Source organism: Streptomyces sp. NPDC058008, assembly GCF_042886395.1.
Classification (GTDB): Bacteria; Actinomycetota; Actinomycetes; order Streptomycetales; family Streptomycetaceae; genus Streptomyces.
On sequence record NZ_JBHVQX010000034.1, the window covers coordinates 1 to 22,265 of the forward strand.

At 68.9% G+C, this 22,265-nt stretch carries 35 protein-coding genes; 4 read left to right on the forward strand and 31 right to left on the reverse strand.

The genetic code is table 11. The features are described from left to right. From ACFVS9_RS27950 to ACFVS9_RS28070, 25 genes are all read right to left on the reverse strand, one after another. The coding region (locus tag ACFVS9_RS27950) for a hypothetical protein (RefSeq protein ID WP_389936571.1) at positions 1–267 on the reverse strand (267 nt) is incomplete at its 3' end. After that, positions 264–401 carry a hypothetical protein gene (locus tag ACFVS9_RS27955; RefSeq protein WP_389936574.1) on the reverse strand — a complete coding sequence of 46 codons (138 nt, stop codon included), beginning with the start codon at positions 399–401 and terminating at the stop codon, positions 264–266. The genes ACFVS9_RS27950 and ACFVS9_RS27955, both read right to left, overlap by 4 nt. Beyond that, positions 398–853 carry a hypothetical protein gene (locus ACFVS9_RS27960; protein WP_389936577.1) on the reverse strand — a complete coding sequence of 152 codons (456 nt, stop codon included), beginning with the start codon at positions 851–853 and terminating at the stop codon, positions 398–400. The genes ACFVS9_RS27955 and ACFVS9_RS27960 overlap by 4 nt, the downstream gene beginning before the upstream one ends. Next, positions 850–987: a hypothetical protein gene (locus ACFVS9_RS27965; protein WP_389936580.1), complete on the reverse strand. Its 138-nt coding sequence runs from the start codon at positions 985–987 to the stop codon at positions 850–852. Before ACFVS9_RS27965 ends, ACFVS9_RS27960 begins: the two co-directional genes overlap by 4 nt. After that, positions 984–1,259: a hypothetical protein gene (locus ACFVS9_RS27970; protein ID WP_389936583.1), complete on the reverse strand. Its 276-nt coding sequence runs from the start codon at positions 1,257–1,259 to the stop codon at positions 984–986. Before ACFVS9_RS27970 ends, ACFVS9_RS27965 begins: the two co-directional genes overlap by 4 nt. A gap of 29 nt (positions 1,260–1,288) precedes the next feature. Further along, the gene (locus tag ACFVS9_RS27975; protein WP_389936586.1) at positions 1,289–1,942 is read right to left on the reverse strand and encodes a hypothetical protein; all 654 of its coding nucleotides are present in this window, start codon (positions 1,940–1,942) and stop codon (positions 1,289–1,291) included. Positions 1,943–2,089: 147 nt separating this feature from the next. Beyond that, a complete protein-coding gene (locus ACFVS9_RS27980; protein ID WP_389936589.1) occupies positions 2,090–2,437 on the reverse strand; it encodes a hypothetical protein in 348 nt (115 codons plus the stop codon). Positions 2,438–2,622: 185 nt separating this feature from the next. Then, positions 2,623–2,850 (reverse strand): hypothetical protein, encoded by a 228-nt coding sequence (locus tag ACFVS9_RS27985; RefSeq protein WP_389936592.1) that lies wholly within the window; start codon positions 2,848–2,850, stop codon positions 2,623–2,625. A 139-nt stretch (positions 2,851–2,989) separates the two neighbouring features. Beyond that, a complete protein-coding gene (locus ACFVS9_RS27990; RefSeq protein WP_389936595.1) occupies positions 2,990–3,529 on the reverse strand; it encodes a hypothetical protein in 540 nt (179 codons plus the stop codon). A gap of 220 nt (positions 3,530–3,749) precedes the next feature. Beyond that, positions 3,750–3,977, reverse strand: a complete 228-nt coding sequence (locus tag ACFVS9_RS27995) for a hypothetical protein (RefSeq protein ID WP_389936597.1) — start codon at positions 3,975–3,977, stop codon at positions 3,750–3,752. Positions 3,978–4,793: 816 nt separating this feature from the next. After that, positions 4,794–5,933 (reverse strand): hypothetical protein, encoded by a 1,140-nt coding sequence (locus ACFVS9_RS28000; RefSeq protein WP_389936600.1) that lies wholly within the window; start codon positions 5,931–5,933, stop codon positions 4,794–4,796. Further along, entirely contained in the window at positions 5,933–6,646 is a 714-nt protein-coding gene (locus tag ACFVS9_RS28005; protein WP_389936603.1) for a ParA family protein, read from the reverse strand. Before ACFVS9_RS28005 ends, ACFVS9_RS28000 begins: the two co-directional genes overlap by 1 nt. Positions 6,647–6,869: 223 nt before the next feature. Then, positions 6,870–7,643: a DciA family protein gene (locus ACFVS9_RS28010; protein ID WP_389936606.1), complete on the reverse strand. Its 774-nt coding sequence runs from the start codon at positions 7,641–7,643 to the stop codon at positions 6,870–6,872. After that, a complete protein-coding gene (locus ACFVS9_RS28015) occupies positions 7,636–7,872 on the reverse strand; it encodes a hypothetical protein (RefSeq protein ID WP_389936609.1) in 237 nt (78 codons plus the stop codon). Before ACFVS9_RS28015 ends, ACFVS9_RS28010 begins: the two co-directional genes overlap by 8 nt. Before the next feature lie 12 nt (positions 7,873–7,884). Further along, a complete protein-coding gene (locus ACFVS9_RS28020; RefSeq protein ID WP_389936612.1) occupies positions 7,885–9,285 on the reverse strand; it encodes a winged helix-turn-helix domain-containing protein in 1,401 nt (466 codons plus the stop codon). A gap of 250 nt (positions 9,286–9,535) precedes the next feature. After that, on the reverse strand, positions 9,536–9,910 hold the full coding sequence (locus tag ACFVS9_RS28025) for a hypothetical protein (RefSeq protein ID WP_389936615.1): 375 nt from the start codon (positions 9,908–9,910) through the stop codon (positions 9,536–9,538). Beyond that, a complete protein-coding gene (locus tag ACFVS9_RS28030) occupies positions 9,907–10,197 on the reverse strand; it encodes a hypothetical protein (protein WP_389936618.1) in 291 nt (96 codons plus the stop codon). Before ACFVS9_RS28030 ends, ACFVS9_RS28025 begins: the two co-directional genes overlap by 4 nt. Before the next feature lie 424 nt (positions 10,198–10,621). Beyond that, complete coding sequence (locus tag ACFVS9_RS28035; protein WP_389936620.1) at positions 10,622–10,987, reverse strand: hypothetical protein; 366 nt, start codon at positions 10,985–10,987, stop codon at positions 10,622–10,624. 62 nt (positions 10,988–11,049) lie between these two features. After that, complete coding sequence (locus ACFVS9_RS28040) at positions 11,050–11,472, reverse strand: hypothetical protein (RefSeq protein WP_389936622.1); 423 nt, start codon at positions 11,470–11,472, stop codon at positions 11,050–11,052. Beyond that, positions 11,469–12,332 carry a hypothetical protein gene (locus ACFVS9_RS28045; protein WP_389936625.1) on the reverse strand — a complete coding sequence of 288 codons (864 nt, stop codon included), beginning with the start codon at positions 12,330–12,332 and terminating at the stop codon, positions 11,469–11,471. The genes ACFVS9_RS28040 and ACFVS9_RS28045 overlap by 4 nt, the downstream gene beginning before the upstream one ends. Then, positions 12,329–12,676 carry a hypothetical protein gene (locus tag ACFVS9_RS28050; RefSeq protein WP_389936627.1) on the reverse strand — a complete coding sequence of 116 codons (348 nt, stop codon included), beginning with the start codon at positions 12,674–12,676 and terminating at the stop codon, positions 12,329–12,331. The genes ACFVS9_RS28045 and ACFVS9_RS28050 overlap by 4 nt, the downstream gene beginning before the upstream one ends. Then, positions 12,673–12,816: a hypothetical protein gene (locus ACFVS9_RS28055; protein ID WP_389936630.1), complete on the reverse strand. Its 144-nt coding sequence runs from the start codon at positions 12,814–12,816 to the stop codon at positions 12,673–12,675. The genes ACFVS9_RS28050 and ACFVS9_RS28055 overlap by 4 nt, the downstream gene beginning before the upstream one ends. An 84-nt stretch (positions 12,817–12,900) precedes the next feature. Further along, on the reverse strand, positions 12,901–13,794 hold the full coding sequence (locus ACFVS9_RS28060) for a DNA cytosine methyltransferase (protein ID WP_389936633.1): 894 nt from the start codon (positions 13,792–13,794) through the stop codon (positions 12,901–12,903). After that, positions 13,794–14,759 (reverse strand): ATP-binding protein, encoded by a 966-nt coding sequence (locus tag ACFVS9_RS28065; protein WP_389936636.1) that lies wholly within the window; start codon positions 14,757–14,759, stop codon positions 13,794–13,796. Before ACFVS9_RS28065 ends, ACFVS9_RS28060 begins: the two co-directional genes overlap by 1 nt. Positions 14,760–14,843: 84 nt before the next feature. Beyond that, positions 14,844–15,611, reverse strand: coding sequence for a hypothetical protein (locus ACFVS9_RS28070; protein WP_389936639.1), 768 nt, complete (start codon positions 15,609–15,611; stop codon positions 14,844–14,846). A 229-nt stretch (positions 15,612–15,840) separates the two neighbouring features. Here ACFVS9_RS28070 and ACFVS9_RS28075 point away from each other — a divergent pair, with 229 nt between their 5' ends. Together ACFVS9_RS28075 and ACFVS9_RS28080 are read left to right on the forward strand one after the other, a co-directional pair. Next, positions 15,841–16,284, forward strand: coding sequence for a hypothetical protein (locus ACFVS9_RS28075; protein WP_389936642.1), 444 nt, complete (start codon positions 15,841–15,843; stop codon positions 16,282–16,284). Positions 16,285–16,655: 371 nt separating this feature from the next. Continuing rightward, positions 16,656–16,859: a DUF6011 domain-containing protein gene (locus ACFVS9_RS28080; RefSeq protein WP_389936645.1), complete on the forward strand. Its 204-nt coding sequence runs from the start codon at positions 16,656–16,658 to the stop codon at positions 16,857–16,859. Between the two features lie 2 nt (positions 16,860–16,861). On the opposite strand, the gene ACFVS9_RS28085 is transcribed toward ACFVS9_RS28080, so the two are convergent. The 4 genes from ACFVS9_RS28085 to ACFVS9_RS28100 all read right to left on the reverse strand — a co-directional run bounded on the left by ACFVS9_RS28085 (position 16,862) and on the right by ACFVS9_RS28100 (position 20,203). After that, positions 16,862–17,941 (reverse strand): hypothetical protein, encoded by a 1,080-nt coding sequence (locus tag ACFVS9_RS28085; RefSeq protein ID WP_389936648.1) that lies wholly within the window; start codon positions 17,939–17,941, stop codon positions 16,862–16,864. Then, entirely contained in the window at positions 17,938–19,086 is a 1,149-nt protein-coding gene (locus tag ACFVS9_RS28090; protein WP_389936650.1) for an integrase, read from the reverse strand. The genes ACFVS9_RS28085 and ACFVS9_RS28090 overlap by 4 nt, the downstream gene beginning before the upstream one ends. A 567-nt stretch (positions 19,087–19,653) precedes the next feature. Next, positions 19,654–19,878, reverse strand: a complete 225-nt coding sequence (locus tag ACFVS9_RS28095; protein WP_389936653.1) for a hypothetical protein — start codon at positions 19,876–19,878, stop codon at positions 19,654–19,656. Between the two features lie 172 nt (positions 19,879–20,050). Next, positions 20,051–20,203 carry a hypothetical protein gene (locus tag ACFVS9_RS28100; protein ID WP_389936656.1) on the reverse strand — a complete coding sequence of 51 codons (153 nt, stop codon included), beginning with the start codon at positions 20,201–20,203 and terminating at the stop codon, positions 20,051–20,053. Between the two features lie 117 nt (positions 20,204–20,320). Between ACFVS9_RS28100 and ACFVS9_RS28105 the strand changes: the two genes are divergently transcribed. Both ACFVS9_RS28105 and ACFVS9_RS28110 read left to right on the forward strand, forming a co-directional pair. After that, positions 20,321–21,037 (forward strand): hypothetical protein, encoded by a 717-nt coding sequence (locus tag ACFVS9_RS28105; protein WP_389936659.1) that lies wholly within the window; start codon positions 20,321–20,323, stop codon positions 21,035–21,037. An 11-nt stretch (positions 21,038–21,048) separates the two neighbouring features. After that, positions 21,049–21,273, forward strand: a complete 225-nt coding sequence (locus tag ACFVS9_RS28110; RefSeq protein ID WP_389936661.1) for a hypothetical protein — start codon at positions 21,049–21,051, stop codon at positions 21,271–21,273. Between the two features lie 183 nt (positions 21,274–21,456). On the opposite strand, the gene ACFVS9_RS28115 is transcribed toward ACFVS9_RS28110, so the two are convergent. Beyond that, positions 21,457–21,657 carry a hypothetical protein gene (locus ACFVS9_RS28115; protein ID WP_389936664.1) on the reverse strand — a complete coding sequence of 67 codons (201 nt, stop codon included), beginning with the start codon at positions 21,655–21,657 and terminating at the stop codon, positions 21,457–21,459. A 20-nt stretch (positions 21,658–21,677) separates the two neighbouring features. Continuing rightward, positions 21,678–21,821, reverse strand: coding sequence for a hypothetical protein (locus ACFVS9_RS28120; protein ID WP_389936667.1), 144 nt, complete (start codon positions 21,819–21,821; stop codon positions 21,678–21,680). Positions 21,822–22,265: the final 444 nt, after the last annotated feature.

A 22,265-nucleotide genomic window follows, 5' to 3' on the forward strand; every position in this document is an offset into this window, starting at 1 on the left:
GGGGGTGTGGGCGGTGAAGACCTGCGTGCCGGCGGTGTGGGTGAGGCGGGCGCCGGACGGGAAGCGGATCTGGGCGGTGCCGTTGGGGAGGGGGGTCCAGGCGGTTATGGGGGTGTGGGGGAGGCCTGCGAGTTGGGCTTCGTAGTGGGCGCGTATTTGGGTGTCGGTGATGAACTCGGGGGCGGGGGCTGTCCGGGCGGGGAGGGCGGCGCGCGGGGTGGGCTTGGTGGTGGTCTTGCGCGTGCGGGTCTTCGTGCTGCGGCTCACGGGTGGTCTCCGTCCGGTGGGTCGTGCGGGTCAGTGCTGGTGGTGCCGTGGCCGTGCTGGGAGGCGCAGATCATGGCGAGCGCGATGACTCCCAGCACGGCGGCGATGAGCGCGGGGGCGGTAGGCCAGGTCACGTGGTGGCGGCCCTGCCGGTGTCGTTGAGTTCAGGGGCCAGCCACCGGGCGACTTTCGACCGGGCTTCCATGTCGAGGACCAGGGCTACAGGGCGTCCGTCCTCGTCGATGCAGCCGATGGTGAGGATCTGCTCCTCTTCCGGGGCGGGTTCCATGGCGACGTCGAACCGGGAGACGACGAGCGGGTTCGGGCCCTTCGAGAGCGGTGGCCGGACCGCGCCCCGGCTGAGCTTGTCGGCCATGCGGGCGAGGACGTCGCGGGCCGACTCCCATCCAAGGGCGTCGCGGCCGGAGGCGGCACGGCGTTGTTCGCGGTCTCCTACTGCGTCGATGGCCTCGTGCAGCACCTCGACGCAGTAGGCGTCGACCAGTTCCTCGGGGGTGCTGCCCGCGTTCGCAGCGTCGTTGAAGCTGATCGCGGCGAGCAGGTTGTAGCGGGCGTTCTCGTTCATCGGGTGTTCCTGTCTGTGTCGGTGGTGCTGGGGGCGATGGCTGCGCCGATTGCGGCGCCGATCGCGGCCATGACGATGAGGTAGGCGATCCAGGTGATGGAGCCGAGCAGCAAGATGACGACAGATGTGCTCATCGGGCCGTCTCCCAGGCGTTGTGGGTGGTGGCGACGCGCTGGGCCCAGTCGTAGGCCCGCCAGTCGGTGATCTGGGCGCGGTACCCGGACAGGTAGGCGGCCGAGTAGGTGGTGCCGGAGACGGTGGGGTCGGTCATCCACTCCAGGCGGGCTTCGAGGGTGTCGAGGGAGTCCCCGTCGTGGAGGGCGTCGTAGGCGACGGCCCGGCCGTGGGCGTGGTCGGGGTCGCCCGGGTTGTCGAGGGTGTCGAGGGCGATGGTGAGGATGCTCATGGCGGTGGGGTCCTGTTCCGGGTCGGTGGTCAGGCGGCGGATTCGGCGGCCTGCTCGGCAGCGGCCGTAGCGCGGTCCTGCCCGTCGCAGTACGGGCACGGGGCGGTGATGTCGCGGTGGAACCTGTGTCCGGCGGCGTATCCCTGCTGGCGGCGCAGGCTCAGGTCTTCGAAGGGGATCTCTTTGGTGCCGGTCGTGAGGCTGCCGTGGCCGTGGCAGGTGAGGCAGAAGCCGTTGGCGTCGGTGCAGCCGAAGCGGCGCTCGCGGCTGTCGGCGGTCTGCGCGGCGCGAAGGAGCGCGCCGATGACCTCCGAGGTGGTCGGCGGGCGCTCCCCGAAGACGGGGGTGGTGGTGGCCCAGTTGGAGACGTGCTCGATGTAGTCCGGGACCTCGTGGCCGTCGGCGATCTCCGTGTACGACGGCGGGGTCGGAAGGCTGTCGGACAGGATGCGGATCGCGGTCATGGTCGGGGCGGAGGCGCCGATGATGGCGAGCGAGGTGACCTCGTCGTTGTAGAACGCGTCGGGGATGCCGCCTTCGGCCATGAGGTAGATGGCGGCGGCGACGTCGACGGCGCCGGTGGTTCGGTTGATGAACTGGTCGCCGGTGTGGAGGCCGTCGGTGTGGATGAGGTCGGCGGCGCGGCGCAGGGCAACCCCGGCGGCGAAAGTGGTGGCGGTCATGGGTGTCTCCCGGTTTGGCGGTGGTGGAGGGGGCTGTTCACCCGGCCCCGAGGGGCTACTGCGCACCCTGTGGGTGTGGTGCTCGACTCGGGGCCGGGGTGTTCCCGCCCCTGCCTCCTCGCGAAAGGCAGGGACGAGAGTTGGGGGTCAGTCCTCGACGGGCCGGGGGTGTTCGTCGGCGCAGTCGGGGCACTGGAGGCGGCCGAGGTTGTAGCCGTCGGATTCCTCGGTGACGAGGGCGTCGGGGGCGTCGGCGTCGAAGATGCGGGTGCAGTAGCAGGCCTGGCAGGCGCACTTGCGGATGTCGTTGTGCCGGACGCCGGTGATGCCGGTGATGGCGATCAGGGAGGCCATGAGGGTTTCGTACTCGTTGGCGTTGGCGGTGTTGTCGGCCTGGGCGAGGAGGTAGTCGACGAGGTCCTGCGTGCCGGTGGGGAGGGTGTCGTAGTTGACGGTGGACCGGTTTTGGGTGTGCGTCATCACGGCGTGGCCCATGGCGGACTCCTGGTGTGGGTACTCCGGGAGGGTGTGTGCCGTCCCGTTGTCGGTGAAACCACAGTACCCTTTAACGTCTGGCATACGCAAGACGTTGCGCGGTATTCGGGCATGCAAAAGCCCCCCACCTACGGGCTGGGGGCCCAAGATGAGGGGCAGTCAGGGGTGCGGCCGCAGCCGGCGGGTCAGGTCGCGGCAGGCTTGCGGGCGACGCGATCACCGTGCGCCATGAGGATGTCGGAGTACGACACGTAGACCTTGCGCCGGTAGTGCTCGGTGTACAGCCCGTCCGCTTCGATCCATCCGGCGATGTCATCGAGGGTCACGGGATAGCCGGTCTCGGCGAGCTGCCCTCGCACGTCCTGGAGGGTCATCATGTCGCTGGCAACGGAGTACGGAACGATGACTTGCATGGCCACGGGCGCTCCCGGCGTCGGCTTGGCCGTCGTTCGCAGCTCCGGCGGCCGATACAGGGGTTGGACTCAGAGAGTCCGGTTGTGCTTGTGATGTGCGTGATGTGTGGTGCTAGTAGGTAGACAGCTAAAGGGCCCGTCAGGTTGCACGAACTGACAGGGCACTTTTCGATGCGATGTAGTGGTGCGCCAGCTGCTGGAGCGTCCAGGAGTGGGAGACGCCATCGTCATCTACGCAGTAGTGGTTCACGCAGGACGCCTTCCCCGATTCGTCCCGCCAATACAGGCCGAAGCACCGGCACTGGGGGCAGGGGTGCTTACGGATGACGGCGGTGTCGCCCATGGCGATGGCGTGCTCAAGGCCTTGCCGGTAGATGAGGGCCTCGCGGGCCTGCTGGCGTTCCTCGTCGAGGTCGGCGGTGCGTTCCCGCGCCCATTCGTAGACCCGGTCGACGGACCCGCGGTAGGGGCCGGCAGCAGGGTCGGCGGCCCGGGTGTGCTGCTCGACTTCGGCGACGGCGGCGCGCATGTAGTCGAGGGTGCCGAGGTTGATGGGTGCGGGGGGTTCGGCTTGGGTGGCGGTGCGCCCGGTGGGGTCGGGGCTGCGGCGTTGATGCTGGGTGAACTCCGCCGCGAGGAGGCGGAGCCTGCGTCCTGTGGTGTCGTCGTCTCCCGGCATTGGTGTCCCCGTCCCCTCGATTCCGGCCAGGGGCGCGGTGCGTGACGGTGTGTGAGCCGGGCGCGCGCCGGTGGCCGGAGGTTGTCACTCCGGGTTATTCCGGACGCCTCAGTGTGCCACGATCCGGTCGGTTGTTGAACGGAAAGTTTTAGATGATCAACACTGCGTGGGGGTCCGGATCACGTCTGCCCAGCTCATCCGTGCAATTGCAGGGGCATATTCACAGACTGTTTGGTGCGTTCCGCAGCCCCTCGATCATGCCCGTAAGGTGCTGGAACTCGTCCTGCCCGATGAGACCTTCGGCGAGGGATCCCTCGAGCATGAGGCGGGTGAGGTCCAGGGTGGCCCGGTACGTGTCGGCGGCGGCCGGGTCGGTGAGCGTCATCTGCTGGGCAAGGAACCATGCTTCGGCGGTTTCGGCGAGGCGTTGCTGCGGGGTGTCGGCCACCGTCGCGGGTTCGTCGGATGGCTGGGGTTGTGGGGTGCGCCTGCCGGCCCCGGTCCGCAAAGTGCGCTGCGCGAAGTGAAGGACTTTGCCTGGGGGTCCCGTGATGGTGGGCTCGGGGTGTGCGGGCTCTGCTGCTGAGGGCATGAGGGCGTGGTCCGCTCCCTGGCAGTGGGGAAGGGTTCCTGTGGCCCGTCGGCTCCCTGTCCCCGGGCACAGACCCCCGGGGCGGCTGCCAGTTCCGTTTCCGGGGGAGATCTACTGTGACACCGATTTCACCGGGTGGGTAAGGCGGACCCGAGTTTTGATGCCGTCGTGATCGGGGTGGGGGTATCGTCCCGGCCATTCCGTGCTGTGGCCGGGTGGGGGTGTGAGGAAGCCCCCGGGGTTCGGGGGCCGGAGTTACCGACAACAGCCCGTCGAACCGGCCGGGGGCTCGAGACCTCGCGGGCATACCCGCCAGATGACGGTGATTGTAGGCCGGGGAGTGTCCTACGGGCCAGCGTTTGCCGGGATGTGGTGGTGGCGGTGCGTGTCGGGTGTGGGTGGGGGCAGAGGCGCTGCGATCCCTGGGTGGGGTGTCCTCTGCCCCCGGTGGCCGTCGTCCCGTGCAAGGCGGCGGCAGGACCACTCAAGGCCGCAGGTGGGCGGTGGGGAAGGGGTAGGCCGGGCGGCCACTCGAAGGGGTGAGCGAAAAACCCCGGCATCCTGCCGTTTCCGACCGAAATCCGACCCCTGCAACAAGAGCGGCCCCGCTCCCTCATGGCTGGGGGTGCGGGGCCGTGGTCGTGCTGGGTCAGGCCGGCGGGGGCGGACTGGTCAGTCGCCTGCCGGTGCCCGGCCGAGTTCCTTGTCCATCACCTTGACGAGCTTCCTCGTCAGCATGTGACGGTCGAACTCCCCCATCTGCGCGAGCACCATGTTGAACGTGGCCTCCCAGCCCCCAGGGGGGAGCTGCCAGGTGGCAGCCGGGGGGTGTACTGCGGACTCGTCCGCCACCGCGGGTTCAGAGGCGCGCGTCCCCCGGGGTTCAGGTAGAGAGGGCCCAGCCGGAGTGGCCTTCGGCGTCGGGCTGACCGGATCGGCGGGCCGAGCTTCGACCTGGGGTGCTGCCGGAGCCTGGGTCGGTGAAGGGTCGGCCGGCACGGATGGGGTCTCCTCCGTTTTTACGGCCGTAAAAACAGGGCCGGGAGCCAGAGGCCCGACAGATGCCGCGACTGGCACCTGCTCCTTACGCGCCACCTTGACAGCCTTCCTTGCCGCTGCCGCATCGGCCCGGCCACGCTGCTGCTCCTCCCACCATGCCAGTTGGTCCGCAGAGTCCCACCCGTTGTCCTTGACGAGCTTGCCGAGCTTCCGGGCAGGCTCGAGGGGCATGTCTCGGCGTCGCACAAGGGCCTGCGCCTCGGGGGCGAGACGCAGCAGGATGCGACGCTGGGACACCCAGCCGTCGCCGCGCTCGTAGTGCTTCGCGACAGCCCCCGCGGTCCCGAAGGCCTGCACGAGTGCTTCAACTGCGGTGGCCTCTTCGATCGCGTCAAAGTTTTGCCGGTCGATGTTCTCGGACACAACAGCATCGAGGAACGTTTTCCTTGATGCGGCTACCTCGTCGTTGATGACGCACTCGAGCGCCGGCAGGTCCACGGCTGTCGCACCGCGGAACCGGCGCTCACCGCTGACGATGACGACATCAACGTTCCCGATGACCTCCCTGTGCTCTGGCCACAGGTCCAGGTACGCCTTGCGTGAGACAACAGGCACGGCATGGAGCTGGCGACGCTTGAGGCTTCGGCCGAAGTCCTCGAGTTCCTCCTTCGTGCCGAACTCGGTTCGGGGGTTCACGAGGTTCGGGGCGATGCGGTTCAGGGGTACGCGCAGGAGTCGGCCAGCAGCCTTGGTGTCGATGACGTCGTTGGGTTCTTCCTCGCCGAAGAAGTCATCGAACTCGTCGCGTGCCATCAGAGTGCCGCCTGCTTCTGTCGGCGGATCTGGTGCTCAAGGGCCAGTGCGACGAAGTCCTGTTTGGCTTTGGTGGCCGTGTGGTTGGACTCGTACTGGGTACAGAACCGTCCGTTGACGATGCCGCGGGTGTGCGGCTTGTAGTGGCGAATTGTCGTGTTGTAGAGGTTCCAGCCGCGGCGGTTCACGAGGCTGGTGGTCCGCTCGAGGTCGGCTTGTCCGTCGCGGGGGTCCCAGTTGTTGATGAGGACCCCGTACGGGATCTGGCGGGGGATGAGGACCCGTTCGATGGTCGTCTTGGTGGGCCTGAATGCTGCTCCCTCGGCTTCGAGGGGGACGATGACGTCGTCAGCTACGTCGAGGATGGCGCGCAGGGCGTCACCGACGGTGCCGTCGCCGAGCGGATCGATCGATTCGTCGTTCTCGTCTTCTTCGTTGAGGGGCATGAAGCCGGGGGTGTCGACGATGATGAAGTCGGCTTTGGCGTGTCGGAGCCGGCGTAGTTGGTCGACGTTCTTGCTGGCGTTGACGACGCGGAAGGGTACGGTGCGGCCTTGCTGCTTGACCTTCTCGGCGTGTTCGACGCTGGTGGCCTGGGGGTCTATTGAGACCACGGCTACGGACTGGTCATCGCGGACGATCTCGGCGATGACGGCGGCAAGGTTGACGGAGATGAGGGACTTGCCCACTCCGCCTTTCCTGTTCAAGAGCACGGTGATGTGCGGCATGGTGATGTGGTCTCCGAATACTTCCCGATGTTCCGGTACTCCGGACGAACGGGGAGCAGTCTCTCAGACGAGCAGAGCCGGGTTCGAGAGGCACGGGGGCCGGGTGGTTTTTACGGCCGTAAAAACTCGGAGGCCTGTCCGCAGGGTGGGCGGTGTGGGCTGGAGTCCAGTGCCATATTTTTACGGCCGTAAAAAATCCTGCTGGCTGTCACGCCGCCCCGAAGATGGTCCGCACCGTCTGGTCGCCCGCCCCGTACTTCCGGTCGACGGCAGCCAGTCGTGCCCGCTCGGAGTCCCGGATCGCCGCGGGGACGGTCTCCTCCATGGCGGCAACCGTTGCGGCGAACGCGGCCTCCGGCTCCCGGGCGGCGTCCTGGTCTTGGCGTGCGATGGCCTCGAGGACGTGGGGGTCAACGGTGCGGGGCTCGGGGCGGCGCACCGCGGCGAGCGCGGCCCGGTATCCGGGGGACGCGGTCTCGCGGGTCTTCACTGGGCCTGGGTCAACGTCGGCCGCGGGCGTCACGGCTGCGGGCCGGCTCGGGGATTCCACGCCCGGCAGGGCACCCACAGGCAGGACCCGGATGGAGCGGACGAGGTCGCTGCCCAGCTTGTCGTTGATCTGCTTGCACAGCTGGCCGCCGAGGAGGCGGAGCTGGGTGGCGTACGCGGGCGAGGAGGGGCGGAGGTCGAGACGCCCAGCCCGCGTGTCGTAGTGGGCGGGCTCGACGCGACCGACGTACTGGGGGCACAGGTCGGGCCACTGGGTGAGGAGGTCGCCGCCCTGGACGCCGGTCTGCCAGCCGAGTTCGGTGGTGAGGTTGCCGAGGATGTTGCCGAGGCCTGCGGGGTCGCGGCGTTCGCCGCGGGCGGGTCGGGCGGTGCGGAGCTTCGGCTGGGTGGTGGGTCGGGTCTTCGCTGCGGCGCGGGCGGCTTGGAAGGCGAGGCGGGCCAGGTCGGCACCGGACGCGCGATGCTCAGGCATGCGGAGCCTCCTCCTGCTCCACAGTGGCTTCGTCCCACTGATGGCCGCAGCGTCCGCATTCGCGGTGAAGGCGCGGGTTGGGGGCGAAGCCGATGACCTCGGAAGCACGGCTGTGAATGCACTCCCCGGAGGCCATGTACTCGGTGTAAGCGCCCGTGCTGCCGCACTTGGTGCAGCGGGTCTCGGGTCCGGTGTACGGCGGGTGCATGTTGGTGGGGGCGTTGCTCATGGTGATCTCCTGTCAGAAGGTGGGTGCAAGGGTGGGCGAGGCGTTCAGGCGCAGCAGGGTGAGGGCCTGGTCGACGATGCGGTGGGTCAGCAGCCGGCGGGTGTCGCGGTCGCCGAGGCCCTCGAGAAGGTTCCGTACGTACGTCGGGTCAGCGGCAGCGAACTCGCGGTGCTCGAGGACCTCGTCGCGGGTGAGCGCTTCGATGTCGACGTCCCCCGCGGGGTGTTCGGTGGCACCCTCCACGTCGGCAGGGGCCGGGGCGGCGAGGACGGTCCGGATGTGTCCCATTGCGGCAGCAGCGGTGTTGGTGGCCTGGGCGGGGATGAACGCCGGGGTGTCCCAGCCCTGGTGGCGGATGTGCTCGCGGAGGCGGGAGTCTTCCCACGCGGTGAGCATGGCGTGCCGGGCGGTCTCGGTGGCGTACAGCTGGTGGACGCCCTTGAGGCGGTAGGCGAGCAGCCCGGACGGGCGGTGGGAGTCCACCTCGCCGATGGGCCCGCGCTCTTCGGCGGCGGCCTGGACTTCCTGCCACTGCCAGCCGGCGTCGGCGCAGTGACGGGCGATCCACGAGATGCGGGGTGCGGATGCCCTGGAGAGCCACGGCACGTTCTGGATGAGCTCCTGGGCGAGCTGGTAGCGGCGCCCGACCCGGTTGAGCGTCCTCGGCCCGTTGGTGGCGTTCTTCGGGGTGGGGTGGCTGTGGTCCCCGCTGGCGAGTTTTGTCTCAGAGGGGGGGATAGAACGACCTGTGGAGGAAGACCCAGAAGAACCACCCTCCATTAGGGTGCAACGGCCTTCCCCGGAAACGGGGGTGCGGCGGCGGGGGCGGCGCACCTTCCGGGCGGCCTTCCGGGCGAGCTTCCCGAGAGACTTCCGGGCCTCTTCGGCGGCACCGACCGGGCGGCGTTGCACCCCTTCGCCGATGGTGCGGATCCCGTGTGCCTCGTCGAACGCGGCGGGGATGATGCGCTCGTAGACGGAGGCTTCGTCGCGGCCCTGGACGACACGGCCGCCCTTGGACCGGTAGGCGAGGAGTCCGGCTTCGCGGAGCATTCCGAGGTGGTACTCGACGGTGCGCTCGGACACCTTGAGCTTGCGGGCGAGGTAGGCGATCCCGGGCCGGCACTCCTTGAGGTTGGCGATCTCTTGGGCGAGGAGGAGCGTGGTGACGTTCATGCTGCGGGGCCCGTGGGTGCGGGTGGGGGTGTAGCGCTTCGTCTTGGGGTCGGCGGCCCAGTGGATGGCGGTGAGCCAGGAGTGTCCGTCGGTGGCGATGCGGCCGGTTGTGGTGGTGAGCCACTGGCCTGCGGGGGCGACGAGAAGGCACTGGGTGCCCTGTTCGGCGCAGGACTTTTGCCGCGAAACGCCCTTCTGGGCGTGCTCAAGCTGACAAGCGGTGTGCGCGTACGGCACTATGGACCTGCTTTCACGTTGTGCGGAAAAGCCGAAGGGCCTCTTCGCGGTGAAGGTGGTTCGCGCAGAACCTGTAGTCGCTCGACCTGCTCGGCCTCGGTCGCCAAACCGGATCTGAGAGTCGGGCCTTAGCTCGGTCGCCAAACCGAGCCGTGAAAGTGGGCCGCGCACGGTGTCGCCAAACACCAGCGGCCAGCGGTAGAGGAAGAGCCCCCGCCAAGGGGCCCAGGACCTCCCGCTCAGAACGTCGCTACGTCACCTGATCCCCCTTGCTGGGCGAGGTCTGCCGTGGCCAGTCCGCCACGGAAATCTGAGAACGCTGCCGGAGGGCGCTCGTTTCCTCGGCGCGCTCGCGGGCTACTGCCTGCCTCTCGGCCAGGACAGCTCCGGAGGCGATCCGCTGCGCCGTCTCGGCCAGGCAGTCGACACAGCAGAGTTCGGGCGAGCCCTCGGGGTTGTCGCCGTTCCGGGTGCCGACGGGGAAGAACCACATGCGGCTCTCGGTGTACGTGACGACGCCGATGACGGGTCCTCGGTCGCACTGGCAGTAGTCGACAGCATCGAAGACTGCGCGCAACGGCGGTGCCTGTGTGGGCTGGTGGAGCAGGAGGAGGTTGTCGCTCATCGCTCGCCCTCCGTCCAGCCGTACTTCCAGCACGATGGTGTGCAGTCTTTCGCCTCATGCCACGGCGTCGGCTTCCCGGACAGAAACGACCCGGCGTCGAAGTGCACACCGCGTTCCTGGAGTTCGGCGACCTTCGGGCTCTGCCAGAAGTGGCCACCCCCGTGTCCCTCGTCGGCAGTCCAGCCGGGAGGGATCTTCTTTGTGCAGGGGTGTCCGTTCACCGGGTCAGGCACGGGGCACGGCATGGTTCCGTTGGAGACGGCAGCAGCGCCGTCCCGGGCGGTCACGCGATGAGTGAAGTTGAAGTGACAGGGCCCCTGCGCTGCGTCGGCGGTGTGATCTTCACGCCGGATAGCGGGGTCCTACTGTCATGAGGGGCTGGGCCCCGGGTACTCTTCTGCATGTCGGCGCCTTCGTAGTGGCTGTGTGTCGACCCGGCCCCGCGCCAGATGCGGCAAACATCTGGGTAACCGTGGGGCCATCGACTTGTCTGGGTGCACTTTCCGGCCGGACCTGAATCTGAGTAGCCGTCTGGTGCAAGGCACAGCCTACCTTTCGGGGTGTCCACTTGTCCCCCTCCTTCGCGATCGTGTTGTGGGCCCTGCTTCTTGTCGGTTCATCAGGTCATCGCACGCCCGTACGGGGGCCGAGGCTTGTCCTATACTTTTGCGACAGTAATAACGTGATCTTGCAAGGCTGGCTCGGCACCCCTCAAGACGCCCTGGCCAGCAAAAAGGAAGGTACAGACTCGGCCACCACCGGCCGGATGGGGCGGACTTGGCCCCCGTCCTCACCCGGCGGCGGGTCCTCGGAGGCACGGCGGTTCGCCCGGCCCACAGCAGCAGCCCGGGTGCACTTCGGGCAGCGGCAGCCCAGCAGGTTGTACCGGTACTCGCCGTGCGGCACCCCCTCCCGCCGCACCTTCTGCCCCACCACCCGCGCCTCCGCCAACGCCGCAGCGAACTCCCGGTCGATGCGGGTCTGACGGGTCGGGGTGACACGGTTGATGCCCAACTGGGTGGCAGCGTCACCGAGACGCACACCGTGCCGGATCAGGTCCAGGTACGCGGCCCGCATCGGCTCATCAAAGACGGGCGGCTGACCACGGCCACGAGTGGACCGGCGGGAAGGGGACTGGGTCACGGGTGGCCCCCGTCCCGCACCAAACTGTCCACGGCCGGGGCTTCCGCGTCGGCAGGATGCCGGGGCGGGTGAATGGAGGCGGACCGGCCGGCGAGACGCCCCATGGCCACATACCCGGCCGTCTCCAGCTCGGCGCGGAGCCGGTGCAGGGCCTCCGGTGTCCACGTAGGGCGCACGGACAGCTTCCCGGCCTGGAACCCCACGGGCAGGGCGGCCGCCCACACCGCTTCGACCATGACCGGGTCCCAGTCGGGGAACAGGTCGGCGGGCAGTTTCCGGACGGTGCCGGCGGCTTCGAGGTGTCCGGCGGCGATGAGCCCGGCGAGGTAATCCCCGGAGGTCTGGCACCGGTCGGCGAGGGCCTGGTCGACGGCAGTGACGTCCGGGGTGGCCGCAGGGGCGGTGGGTTGTGTGGTCATGCTGCAGGCTCCAGAACAGGGGTCGGGGCGGCCAGGGCGGCGGCCGGGAACAGGGCGCGAGGGTGAAGCAGGCGGGTCAGGATGCTGGCCCGCCGGGGCCGGCGTCGGGCCCGGGGCTGCGGGACGAGGAGTGCCGCGGGGATACCGGGCGCTATGCGGCGCTGACGGGCCCCATCCGTCGTGGGGGCCGCGGCGACCGGCCACAGCCCGTCCCACACAACCCGGGTCGACGTAGGGATGAGGCCGTGGCGGAGCGCTTCGAGAAGGAGCTCGTCACGGGTCGCGGTCTCCCGATCCAGGCCGAACAGGGAGCACAGGGCGCTGCGGTGCCAGTTGCAGGTCCGCACGTCCATGCTGGCCCGGCGGGCAACTCGCTCGTCGTACAGCTCGACGGCCAGGGCGTCCAGGACGGCGAGCTTCTGCGGGGTGCGGGCGTCGTCAATGTTCCGTACCGGCGGTGCTGCGGGTGCGGTGGCCGTGGTGTCGCCGACTGTCGCGGCGTGCCGGTGGGCGATCAGTGCCCGGTGCCGGGTCAGCGCCAGCTCCCCGCCGAGGATTCCCTCCGGCTCGACGAGGTGCTCCACGCCTGTCTCGTCCACCGTCGTGGTGTTGGCGTACACCCGGCACAGGGCCAGGACCGGGCAGCGGCCACAGATGGCCAGGGCGGCACGCTCCCGGGCCAGACGTACCCGCTGCGGCTCGGCCCCGTCGTCCGTGTACGGGCCCCACGCATTCACAGGCACGTCCGGGTCCCCCGCCGACATCCACGGGTACTCCTCGTCCGGGCCACACCCGCGGAGGTAGTAGTACCGGTCATCCACCAGACGTTGCCGGGCTGCAATCGCGTCGATCCTGCTCATGTCGGGTCCCCCTCGTGCGGGTGGTGCGGGTAGTGCGGTGTGCGGGCCAGTTCTGCGGTGACGATTGCCTCCGCGTCGGCCAGGACCAGGGCGGCCTCCTCGACCGCTTGCTGCTCGGCGACCAGGCGCCGGATGCGGGCCCGGAACGCGTCCATGTCCCGGTGGTCCGCAGCCCGCGTCAGGCGGACCGCGGCCCGCTCCGTGCGGATCGCGTGCTGCAGGCGGCGCAGCTGCCACCACGCGGCGCCCGCCAACGTCAGGGAGCCCACGGCGCCCAGCAGGATCAGGTACATCGGTGTCGCCTCCTCCATGTCGGGGCGCCGGATGGGTGGGATACGGGTCATCGGGGGTACCGGTCGGGGCGGTAGCGGGCGTACTCCTCGGGCAGCGGCGGCATACGGCCTGTCAGATGCCGCCACAGGGCCACACCGAACGGGGCGGCCAGCAGCAGGAACACGACGGCGAAGATGGACACGACGACCACAGCGGGCCTCCCTTAGGGGTGTGGGGAATGGAACGGCCGGCCCCATGGCGGGACCGGCCGGTGGTGCAGTGGGCTGGGCTGGGTTCAGGCGGCGACTGCGAGTGATCGGGTAAGACCGGCCCGTGCGGCAAGAACGCGGAGAGCGGCCTCGACCTGCTGGGGAACAACGCCGTTGCCCAGGGCGTGAAGCTGCTCGCTACGGGTGAGGCCCGGGACGCCGGTGACGTGGCCCGCGGGCAGGCCCATCATCCACTCCACAGCAGCAGTGCTCAGGCGTCCCATAGCGTTGACTGGGTGAGGGGCAGCCCGACCGGCGGCACGCTCCCAGCGTCGGACAGCGGGCTCGTACTTGCCCCAGGCGCCGGCGCTGCTGTCGCACGTTCCGTCAGCAGGTGCTCCACCTCGTCCGCCAGCGTCGGACCATGCCCCCCCGCCTTCCTCTTGTCCGGGTGCTGCGACCCGCCATTCGACCCGAGGTTCGCGGTCGGCGTCTTGAGCAACGGCAAGGAGGATGAGTCGGCGCCGAGGGTGGGGAGCTCCGACGTCCGACGCGCGAAGACACAGCCATTCCGCATCGAACCCGAGGCGGGCAAGGTCGGCGAGGACGGTGTCGAATCCGAGCCGAAGGTGATTCCCGACGTTCTCAAAGACTGCGATGCGGGGTCGTAGTACGCCAAGGGAATGGGCGATGTGGGGCCAGATGTGCCGCTCATCCGCAGTTCCTCTCTTTTCGCCGGCGATGCTGAACGGCTGGCACGGGTAGCCGCCGCAGCAGATGTCCACCGGCTCAACGGCGGACCAGTCGACGGTCTTGATGTCCCCGAGGTTGGGGACCTGGGGCCAGTGGTGGGCGAGGATCTTGTTTGCGCCGGGGTCGATGTCCGACACCCACGCCGTCGTCCCGCCGAACACGCGCTCCACGGCCATGTCGAGACCGCGGTAACCGGAGCAGACCGAACCGATCCGGGGACCGGCCATCAGGCCACGCTCCCGCCAGTGTTGCCGTTCTGCGTGGCCATCCGCATGGCCTTGCCGCGGTCCTGGATGTACGCGCCGAGCGTCGTCGGCTTGCCCTCCGGGTCCATCAGCGGTGCCCCCTCCAGCCGGCGGGCCCGTACCTTCCGCATCAGGGCACCCAGGTCCTCGAACGCCGCGTCCGCGCGGAGCGCCTCCGTGATGAGGTCCTCAATCGGCTCGACCGCGGTCCCGTCCTCCAGCCAGTCCTTAATCTGCTGACCGAACTCGATGCCGGGCTGCTTCACGAACGCGCCGGTCAGTGCACGGGCACGGGATTTCGTGACGTGGAGGTTGTTCTCCCAGTCCAGCGAGCCGACGATGTCGAACTCATACTCCAGACCTTCACGCTGTTCCGGCTTCATGCCGACCTTGCGCGGGACCTGGCGGCCGCGGTCGTTGGTCTCCAGCACGTAGTCCGTCTTCGACCTCATCGTCACGACGACGTGCCCCGGGTACGCGACCAAGGCGTCGACCATGCGGCGCTCCATCGGGCGGGCTTCCTTCCACCCGCCGAAGCTGTTCCCCCCGAACCCCTTCTTCGCCGCGGTGTCGACCTGCTCCAGCATGCCGCCGGAACCGGACCAGAAGTGCGACAGGGAGTCGACGATGACGACGTCGTACCCGGCGGCGCCAGCGGCGGCCAGGGCCTCGACGAGGTCGTCCGGGGAGAAGTACGCCATCTCCAGCACGTCGAACGCGAACTCGTTGGCGTACTTGCGGGCCGAGCCGCGCTCCGTGTCGATGAGGGCGATGCGGGAGCCGAGGGCGGAAGCGATCGTCAGGGCGGTGTACGTCTTCCCGGACCCGGACGGCCCGTCGAGGGCGACGCGGGCCTTCGACTGCTCTTTGGTGGCCGGGGCGAACTGAAAACGGGTGTGCGAGGTCGGGCCGCCCGTGTTGCGGGCAGCCTCGGTGGTCGTAGCCACGAGGTCTCCTATGGGGTTGTTGCGGTGTGCGGCGGGTGCGGGGTCCCAGTTGTCGGTGTCCAGGCCCCACACCCGCCGGGGCGCCTACTCGGCGGCGGTGTCCGGGGCGATGTCGTACTCGGCCAGCAGGTACGCGAGGGCGACCTGCATCGGCGTGATGCCCTCCGCCTTCTCCTTGACCTGCTCGAAGAGGTCGTTGTTCGGGCTGACCTTGAACGGGACCATGTCCGCACCCTTCGGCCAGACCGGGGCGACCGGAGTGAAGTCGCCGGCGAGGAACCGGGTGAAGGCCTCCTCGATCTCCGTGTTCACGTTCTTCCCGGCCTCCGCGACCCGGGCCCGGATCAGGTCCCGGACGGGGCGCGGGATCTGCGGGTTACGGGTCGAACCGGCCGGGAGCAGGGTGTTCTGCCCCGCGGCGTACGGGCCCGTCTCGTACTTCCGCATCAGCCAGTCCGCCGCCACGTGCATCGGCAGGACACCAGTCGCGGCCACCTGCTCCATCAGCGTCTTGTTCGCGCGGACGTTCAGGTTGACCTTGTCCTCAGCGACACCGCGGCGGGCACGGACCGGCTGGTTGAGGGTGAACTCCCCCGCCAGGAACCGGGTGAACGCTTCGTTCACGTCGGCGGTGACAGTGCGGTTGGCTTCTGCGGCGCCGGCCACGATGCGGTCCCGGGCGGTGATCGGAAGCCGAATGGGGAGCTTCTCGTCCTTCCGGGCAGTGACAATCTCGCCTTCCAGCACCGCGAGGGCTTCGTCGACATGGGCGGCGAGGTCGGGAGAGTTGACCTCACGGAGGCGAGCAGATGCGGCAGTGAGGCCGGCGGTGAAGTTGCGGCGGGTGGGCACGGGGCGGGGTCCTCTCGGGGGACGCCCGCTTGTGCGGCTGGTGGGCGGGCGCGTCTTGGGGGCGTTGGCCACGCCAGGTTCCTCCTATCGTATTGCAGACGCCCGCACTGTTAACGGGTATCCGTGCCGGGGCTGTCCCGACACCCAGAACAATACCCGTAAACGTATTGCATAAGCAAGAGCGTTCATGGCATGGTGTTCTCAACACGAAGACGACGCGGGGGACACGATGAAGCACACAGCGACGCAGACCGCCACCAAGACCCTCACCGACCTGTACCGGGCCCTGGACCACCAGCACGTCGTCACCGTGTCCTTCCTCAAGGAAGAGAAGGACGACGCCGGCAAGAAGACCGGCCGCCTCGTCGAGACCGTCCGCAGCCTGGAGCTCTACGAGATCCGCACCACCCGTGACGGCCGCATCGTCTTCGAGGCCATGGACCGGGCGACCGGCGAACCCCGCACCGTCCGGGTCGACCACGTCCTCAGCTACACGGTCCACCGCATGGCGTACGTCCTTGACCGGCCGGCCCCCACCAAGTACGTCCGCCCCACCCCGGCGCCCGTCAACGACGCGCAGGCCCTGTTCTTCTACGAGCTGGCCCGCGACCAGGACGACGCCGACTACACCCCCCGTACCCTCATCCAGACCGATGCCGCGCTTGCCGCATAAGGAGTAGCCCATGCTTGCCGTCTCGGAACGCGTCCCTGGCTACGGCCGCACCCCCGACCAGACCATCTGGCACAAGCCCGCCCCCGGCCACCGGTGCACTGGGGGGTGCGACTTCCACCCCATCGCGTGCAGCGAGGAGGAGGGAATTGTTGCCCCTTCTCCGAACCGGGATGTACCGATCCGACTGGAAGTGAAGAACGAGCGCTGGTGCTCGGAATGCCTCGCCCTCCACTAAGCAGCCTGACCCCGTACACACCGAAGGCCACCCCCCGAACCGGAGGGTGGCCTTCCTTGCGGGCGTACCCGTCAGATAACGGTGATTGTACAAACAGCTGATCCCATCCGCCACCACAACCAGCACACTGGAACCCATGGCCACCGACCGGCACCAACCCCAACTCGACCTCGACGACACCACCACCGGCTACCGGCACCGGTACTGCCGACGCTGCGGGAAGCCCCTCACCGCCCTCGAATCACGTCTGCGGGGCTTCGGCCCCGACTGCGACCCCACCCGGCAACCCCAGGCCGCACCCGCCCGCGACATCGACCAGGACCAGCTCCCCGGCACCTGAACTCAGACCGGTGGCTCCAGCAGCGGCACCACGTCCACGGACCGGCGGATCTGCTCCATCGTCGTCGGCAACGGCTCCCACCCGTACTCCCCGGCCATCACCCAGTTCAACGCTGTGACCCCCCGCGCATACCCCTGCCGCAGGCCCTGAGCGCGCAACGGCAACCCCGCCGGCCCGGCCTTCGACGGCACCAACGACACCCACAACGCCGTCCGCTGCCCCGTCAACGGCACCTGGTCCACCAGGCCCTGCCGAACCTCCAGCCACCGGCGCACCGCCACCCGGGAACCCTCCCGCAGCTCGAACCACTCCACCTCCGGCACCGGCGGCAAGGCGTTCGACGCCTCCAGCACCCGGGTTTCCGTCGCCTCCGACCGGTCGTGACCCTGCCCGGCCAGGATCATTGACACCGTTCGCGGGTGCAGCCCCGTCATCGCCGCGACCTCCGCCGCCCGGTACTCGTCTCGGCGCTGCGACCTGCGGCGCACTCCCACCGCCACCTCACCCGGTGCCAGCTCCGCCAACGACTGCGCGGCCATCTCCCCCGACCGCGGCGCCGCATCCAGCAACACTGCGACCATCGCCAGCACCCGGGCCCGGTCCTCCACCGACAACGCCGTCCCGTCCCGCACCAACGGACCCCGGCCGGCCAGATCCACCATCCCCCGGTACAGGGAGTCCAACGCCCGCCCGCCGACCGTCGCCTTCAGCACCGGCACCTCCAGCTCCGGCAACCGGACCCGCTTCCCCTGCGGCAACACCCGGGCGGCCAGCATCTCCAGACAGTTCCGCACCACCCTCAGCGTCGTCACCGGCAGCGGCTTCCCCAGGTCCTTCTCCCAGTGCCGCAGCTCCCCGGCCGCCGCCAGGTCCCAGAACGGGCGCAGCGCAGCCCACGTGAACAGCTGCTCCGCTGTACGGGAGGACCGTTTTGGCATCTCGTCCCGGCCGACCGCCCGACCGAACATGTCGACGACCATTCGCAGCTGCCGCATCCGCCCCTCCGACACCGAGCCCGCCATGTTGTCGACTACCGCGGACAGCTGTCTGACGGACGGGGTGCTGTACTGCTTGGGGGTCACGTGGGCTCCTCGTGCCGGGCCGCTGCCTTCTTCGCGATCTGGGACAGCGGGTTGCGGTCCCCGGTGCTGTCCTCCTCGTCGATGTACCCGATCAGCGCCTTTGAACGGTCGTCCCACCCGCCGTGCCGGCCAATGTCGACGATGTCCGCCCCTGCGGCCCGCGCGCTCTTGACCAGGCCCCGGCGCAGCGAGTGCGACGTCCACTTTCCGGGAAGGCCGGTGCGGTGGATGGACCGGCTGACGATGTCGGAGGCCCCGTTGATGCTGATCCGCCCGTCCGGGTCCCCGATCGGCTTGCCCTTGCGGTTCATCTCGGCGCCCATGTATCCCCACTGGTCGATCCGTACGAACAGCGGACCCTGGGCGTGCCCTTCATGTGCGAGAGCTTCCACCAGGTCCCGTACAGCGGTGACGGTACACAGGTCCTGGTCCTGCTCGGGGCGCACTTCGACGTTCTGCCACTTTTTCCGCTTCTTCCGGTACACCCGCACGGTGAACCCGCCGTCGGGAAGGTCGGTGAAGCTGGCCGGCCAGTTCAGTGGGGCGAGCTCGCTGCCACGGGAGGCGATGGCGTGCCCAAGGAGCATGAGCGCGGCGTCGCGTTTCCCGACGAGGGCTGTCCGGTCAAGGTGGGACAGGGCTTCGGCGAGGACGGACCGGTCGGCGGCCGTCGCCTTCTTCGGTGCGGCCGCCGGGTCCTGGGCTTCGGACAGCTCCCGCCGGTACCCGGCGACGACCTTGCGGGCGCCCATGGTGTCCGGCGGCTTGTATCCGGCCGCCCGGTGGGAGGAGCGGATCGACGTGATGATGCGGTCCATCGTTGCCGGGCCGTACGGCCGCCCGGTTCGCTTCCGTGGGGTGCGCTTGAGGTACGACAGGTACGCGGTGACGGTCTGTGGAGCAGCGGGGAGGACCCGGCGGCCCACCTGCTCGCACCAGGCGGCGAACTGCTTCATGTCGCCCTCGTACGCCCGGCTGGTGTCCTTCGGGATGCCCGCCCGTACGTCTTCCTCGGCCTCGGGCGGCAGCCACGCGTCGGGGTCTTCCTCCGCCAGCGGAACGGCCGGGGCCCGGTCCTCAGGGATGGCGGGGAGCCGGTCACCTTCTACCAACTCCGCGTCCACCACGTCGTCGTGCTCGCTCATCGCTTCTGCCGCCGCCAGGCGGCCTCCTGCTGCGCACGTACTGGAGACAGAGGGCAGCCTGTGTCGCAGACCACCTCCTCGCACAGGGGGCAGCATGCATCATCGAGCGCAGACTCGACCCGGCTGGCGGTCTCCAGGATGTCAACCCGATCCCGCTCATCCTGGACCTGTTCAGCGACGACTCGAAGCGTCGCAGAGACCACCCCTTGGGTGTAGGTGTCCACGAATCTCAGGGCGTCCTCCATGGGGACACCATGCCTCTTGATGCGCGGACTCCAAACGGGATGAGCGATCCACTCTGCAAGCTCGTCGTGCGTCACTCGCCCTCCTCGGGCCCGCTCAAATCTGCTCTCGGATCTTGACTCCATAGAAGGAACATTATCAACAGTGATCAGCATCACTGCCCCTGCTGGGGATCGGCACGGCGTGGGGAGTTGCATATGAGCTTATCGAGAACCAGCGCGAGTGGTGCCTCCCAACTTAGGAGGCGGTCAGGAGGTGTTCGAGCCGTTCGATTCTGCTGTGAGAGCGATCCTAAGGATCGGGCCGTTTCGCGACGACTGACGCTCAGGGCCCTAGGAGCTTGAGCTCAGCGGGTTCCATGCCGGGGTCCTCGTCCGCGTTGTCCAGCCAGCTGTCCAGATCCTGCTGGCAGAGCATCGTGGTGCCGCCGTGGTGATGCGTGATCCGGGCGGCCGGGGCGTTCGGGCAGTCCGGTTGGCGCTGGCCATTGGCGTCGTAGATGGTGATGCCGTCGTAGATCTGGCACCAGCCGAGGGGAAGAGCGCTCATTGCTCCAGCGTGGCACGGGGTCGACAAAACGCTGCCCCTGCTTCCCGTTGCCAGGCCCGCTTCTCCCGCGCCCGCTGCGTCTTCTTCGACCACGACCGGTCCGGGCAGTCCACCCCCGCCGGGCCACGGCAGTACGGGCACCACGGCGACGACCAGGCGCCCATCATCCGCGTCACGGGTACAGCAGTCGGGACAGCGGTGCGTGTCGGGCGCCGGGTTCGTGCGGGCGTTCCGGTCGCGCGGCCGGCGGGGGTTCGTCCGTGGCCGACGGTTCGGTGTCGGGGGCGGGTGCCTCGGCATCGCGGGGGTCCAGATTGGTGCTCATAAGTCAAGGGTGCGCCTGGTGGCGGGAGTTGTTGCCCCCGAACCATCGAAACAGCTTCCGTGAATCTATGGATTCATGCCAACGCTTCATGTAACGTTGGCATCGATACAGCAATCCATGAAAGGAATCATGCACCCGTACATCTACGCCGTCCTCACCAGCACCGACGGCGGTGCCACCTGGGCCACCACCACCACCGACGTAGACACCGACGGCTACACCGACCCCGCCAAGCTCGCCTCCGACACCCTCGACAGCCACTACCGCGACGCCCTCCTCGGCCCCACCATCCAGCCCGTCCCCCTCCTCTCTGTCCACGTCTACGACGGCCCCACCATCACCGCCCCCGCCATCTCCACCGCCACCATCGGCGAAGAACGCCAGTGGCAGGCCACCGGACGCCTCCTCGCCGAAATCGCCGCCGACCTCCGCCACTTCGAGGACGAGAAGAAGACCCTCGACACCCAGCTCCTCAGCACCCAGACCGCCATCGGCAACGTCCGCACCCGCCTGGAGAACGTCACCAGGTCCGCCGTACGGATGGGCATGCCGCAGATCGACATCGCGCACGCCTCCGGCCGCAGCCGCGAGTGGGTCCGCAAGACCGGAAACCTGCCGGAGGAGTCGGAACAAGGACAGAAGGAAGCCCTGCAGAAGGCCGTCCAGACGGCGGGCGGTACGTGGAACACCCGCCGCGCAGCGAACGCCCTGTCCGAGGCTGGCCACATGGTCACCGACAAGCGTGCCCGCCAGCTCCTGCGCGACCTTGCCGCTGCCGAAGTCATCAGCAAGACCGACCCCAACACCGCCACCTACCGGACCACCGAGCAGTGAGGGGCACGACCATGGACGATCTCTCCCGGGCCCTGGTGCGAAACTTCATCCGCTACACCGCGATCCCATGCACCCTGGGCCTGGCAGCCATGGCCGCCATCGTCCTGCCGGGGCCTGGTGAAGACCTCGGGATGACACGGCTGCTCGTTGGCTGCTCCATGCTGATCCTCTTCCCGGCAGGGGCGGCATGGCTTCTGCCTCGGTTGGAGAGCCAGCCCGCACAACGGCACCAGTAGCCGCACAGCGCGATGCCCCGGCCAGAGCAAGTGGCCGGGGCATCGCCGTGTCAGCCTACGTGTTGCTGGTTGCTTGTTACGACGGGCCGAAGTGAGCAGGTCAGGGGTGCACGGCAGCAGCCGAAGGGCTGAGCAAGATCACGTTATTACTGTCGCAAAAGTATAGGACAAGCCCCCGGGCGGTCAGTCCTCCGAAGGCTCCTCCCCCGGGTCACCACCACCCTCCGGCGGCGGATACACGTACCCCACCGCCAACGCGTCCGCCTCCAACACCAGCCGGAACTGCGGACCCGGGTCGTACTCCGTCTCCCCGTCCCACAACAGCGGGCCCAGCTTGATGACCATGTCGGTCGGGTCGTCGGCGTTCACCGCGACGTACATCATGGGCTCTGCCGCGAGTCCTCCTAGAAATAGGTGATGATGATGGCGATCCCGCCGCCACCCGTACCGCCTGCACCGGACGCGTTGCCGTTCAGGGCGGCACCTCCGCCGCCGCCTCCACCGCCGTACCGGGCACCCGCCGCACCGGACTGAGCTGCGGTGGTCACCGACGCAGCCCCACCCCCGCCCCCACCACCGGAAAGCCCGGAGTCAGCTGCCACGTCGGCGGGCGAAGTGGCAGCCGCATTGTCGACTGTCCCCCCGGATCCGGAGACCACGGCCGAGTTCGTCCCGCCGTTCCCCCCGCTGCCAGGGGCGTTCCCCGACGTGATGCCGCCGCCGGACCCGCCGGACGCCGCACCGAGAACCCCCGGGTTGCCATTCGTGCCCGCCGCCCCGGTCGTGGAAGCCGCGCCGCCGGTAGCGCCGAGCGTTGTACCAGCACCGGATGATCCGGCTGTGCCGTTGGACGCTGTCCCACCGCCGCCTCCGGTCGTCGTTCCGACACGGGCGTACGGGCCGAACGTCGTCGGGCCGCCGGGTCCTCCCGTGCCGCCGTTGGTGTCGTCGGTGGCGACCGCGGTACCACCGGCACCTCCTCCTCCCACGGT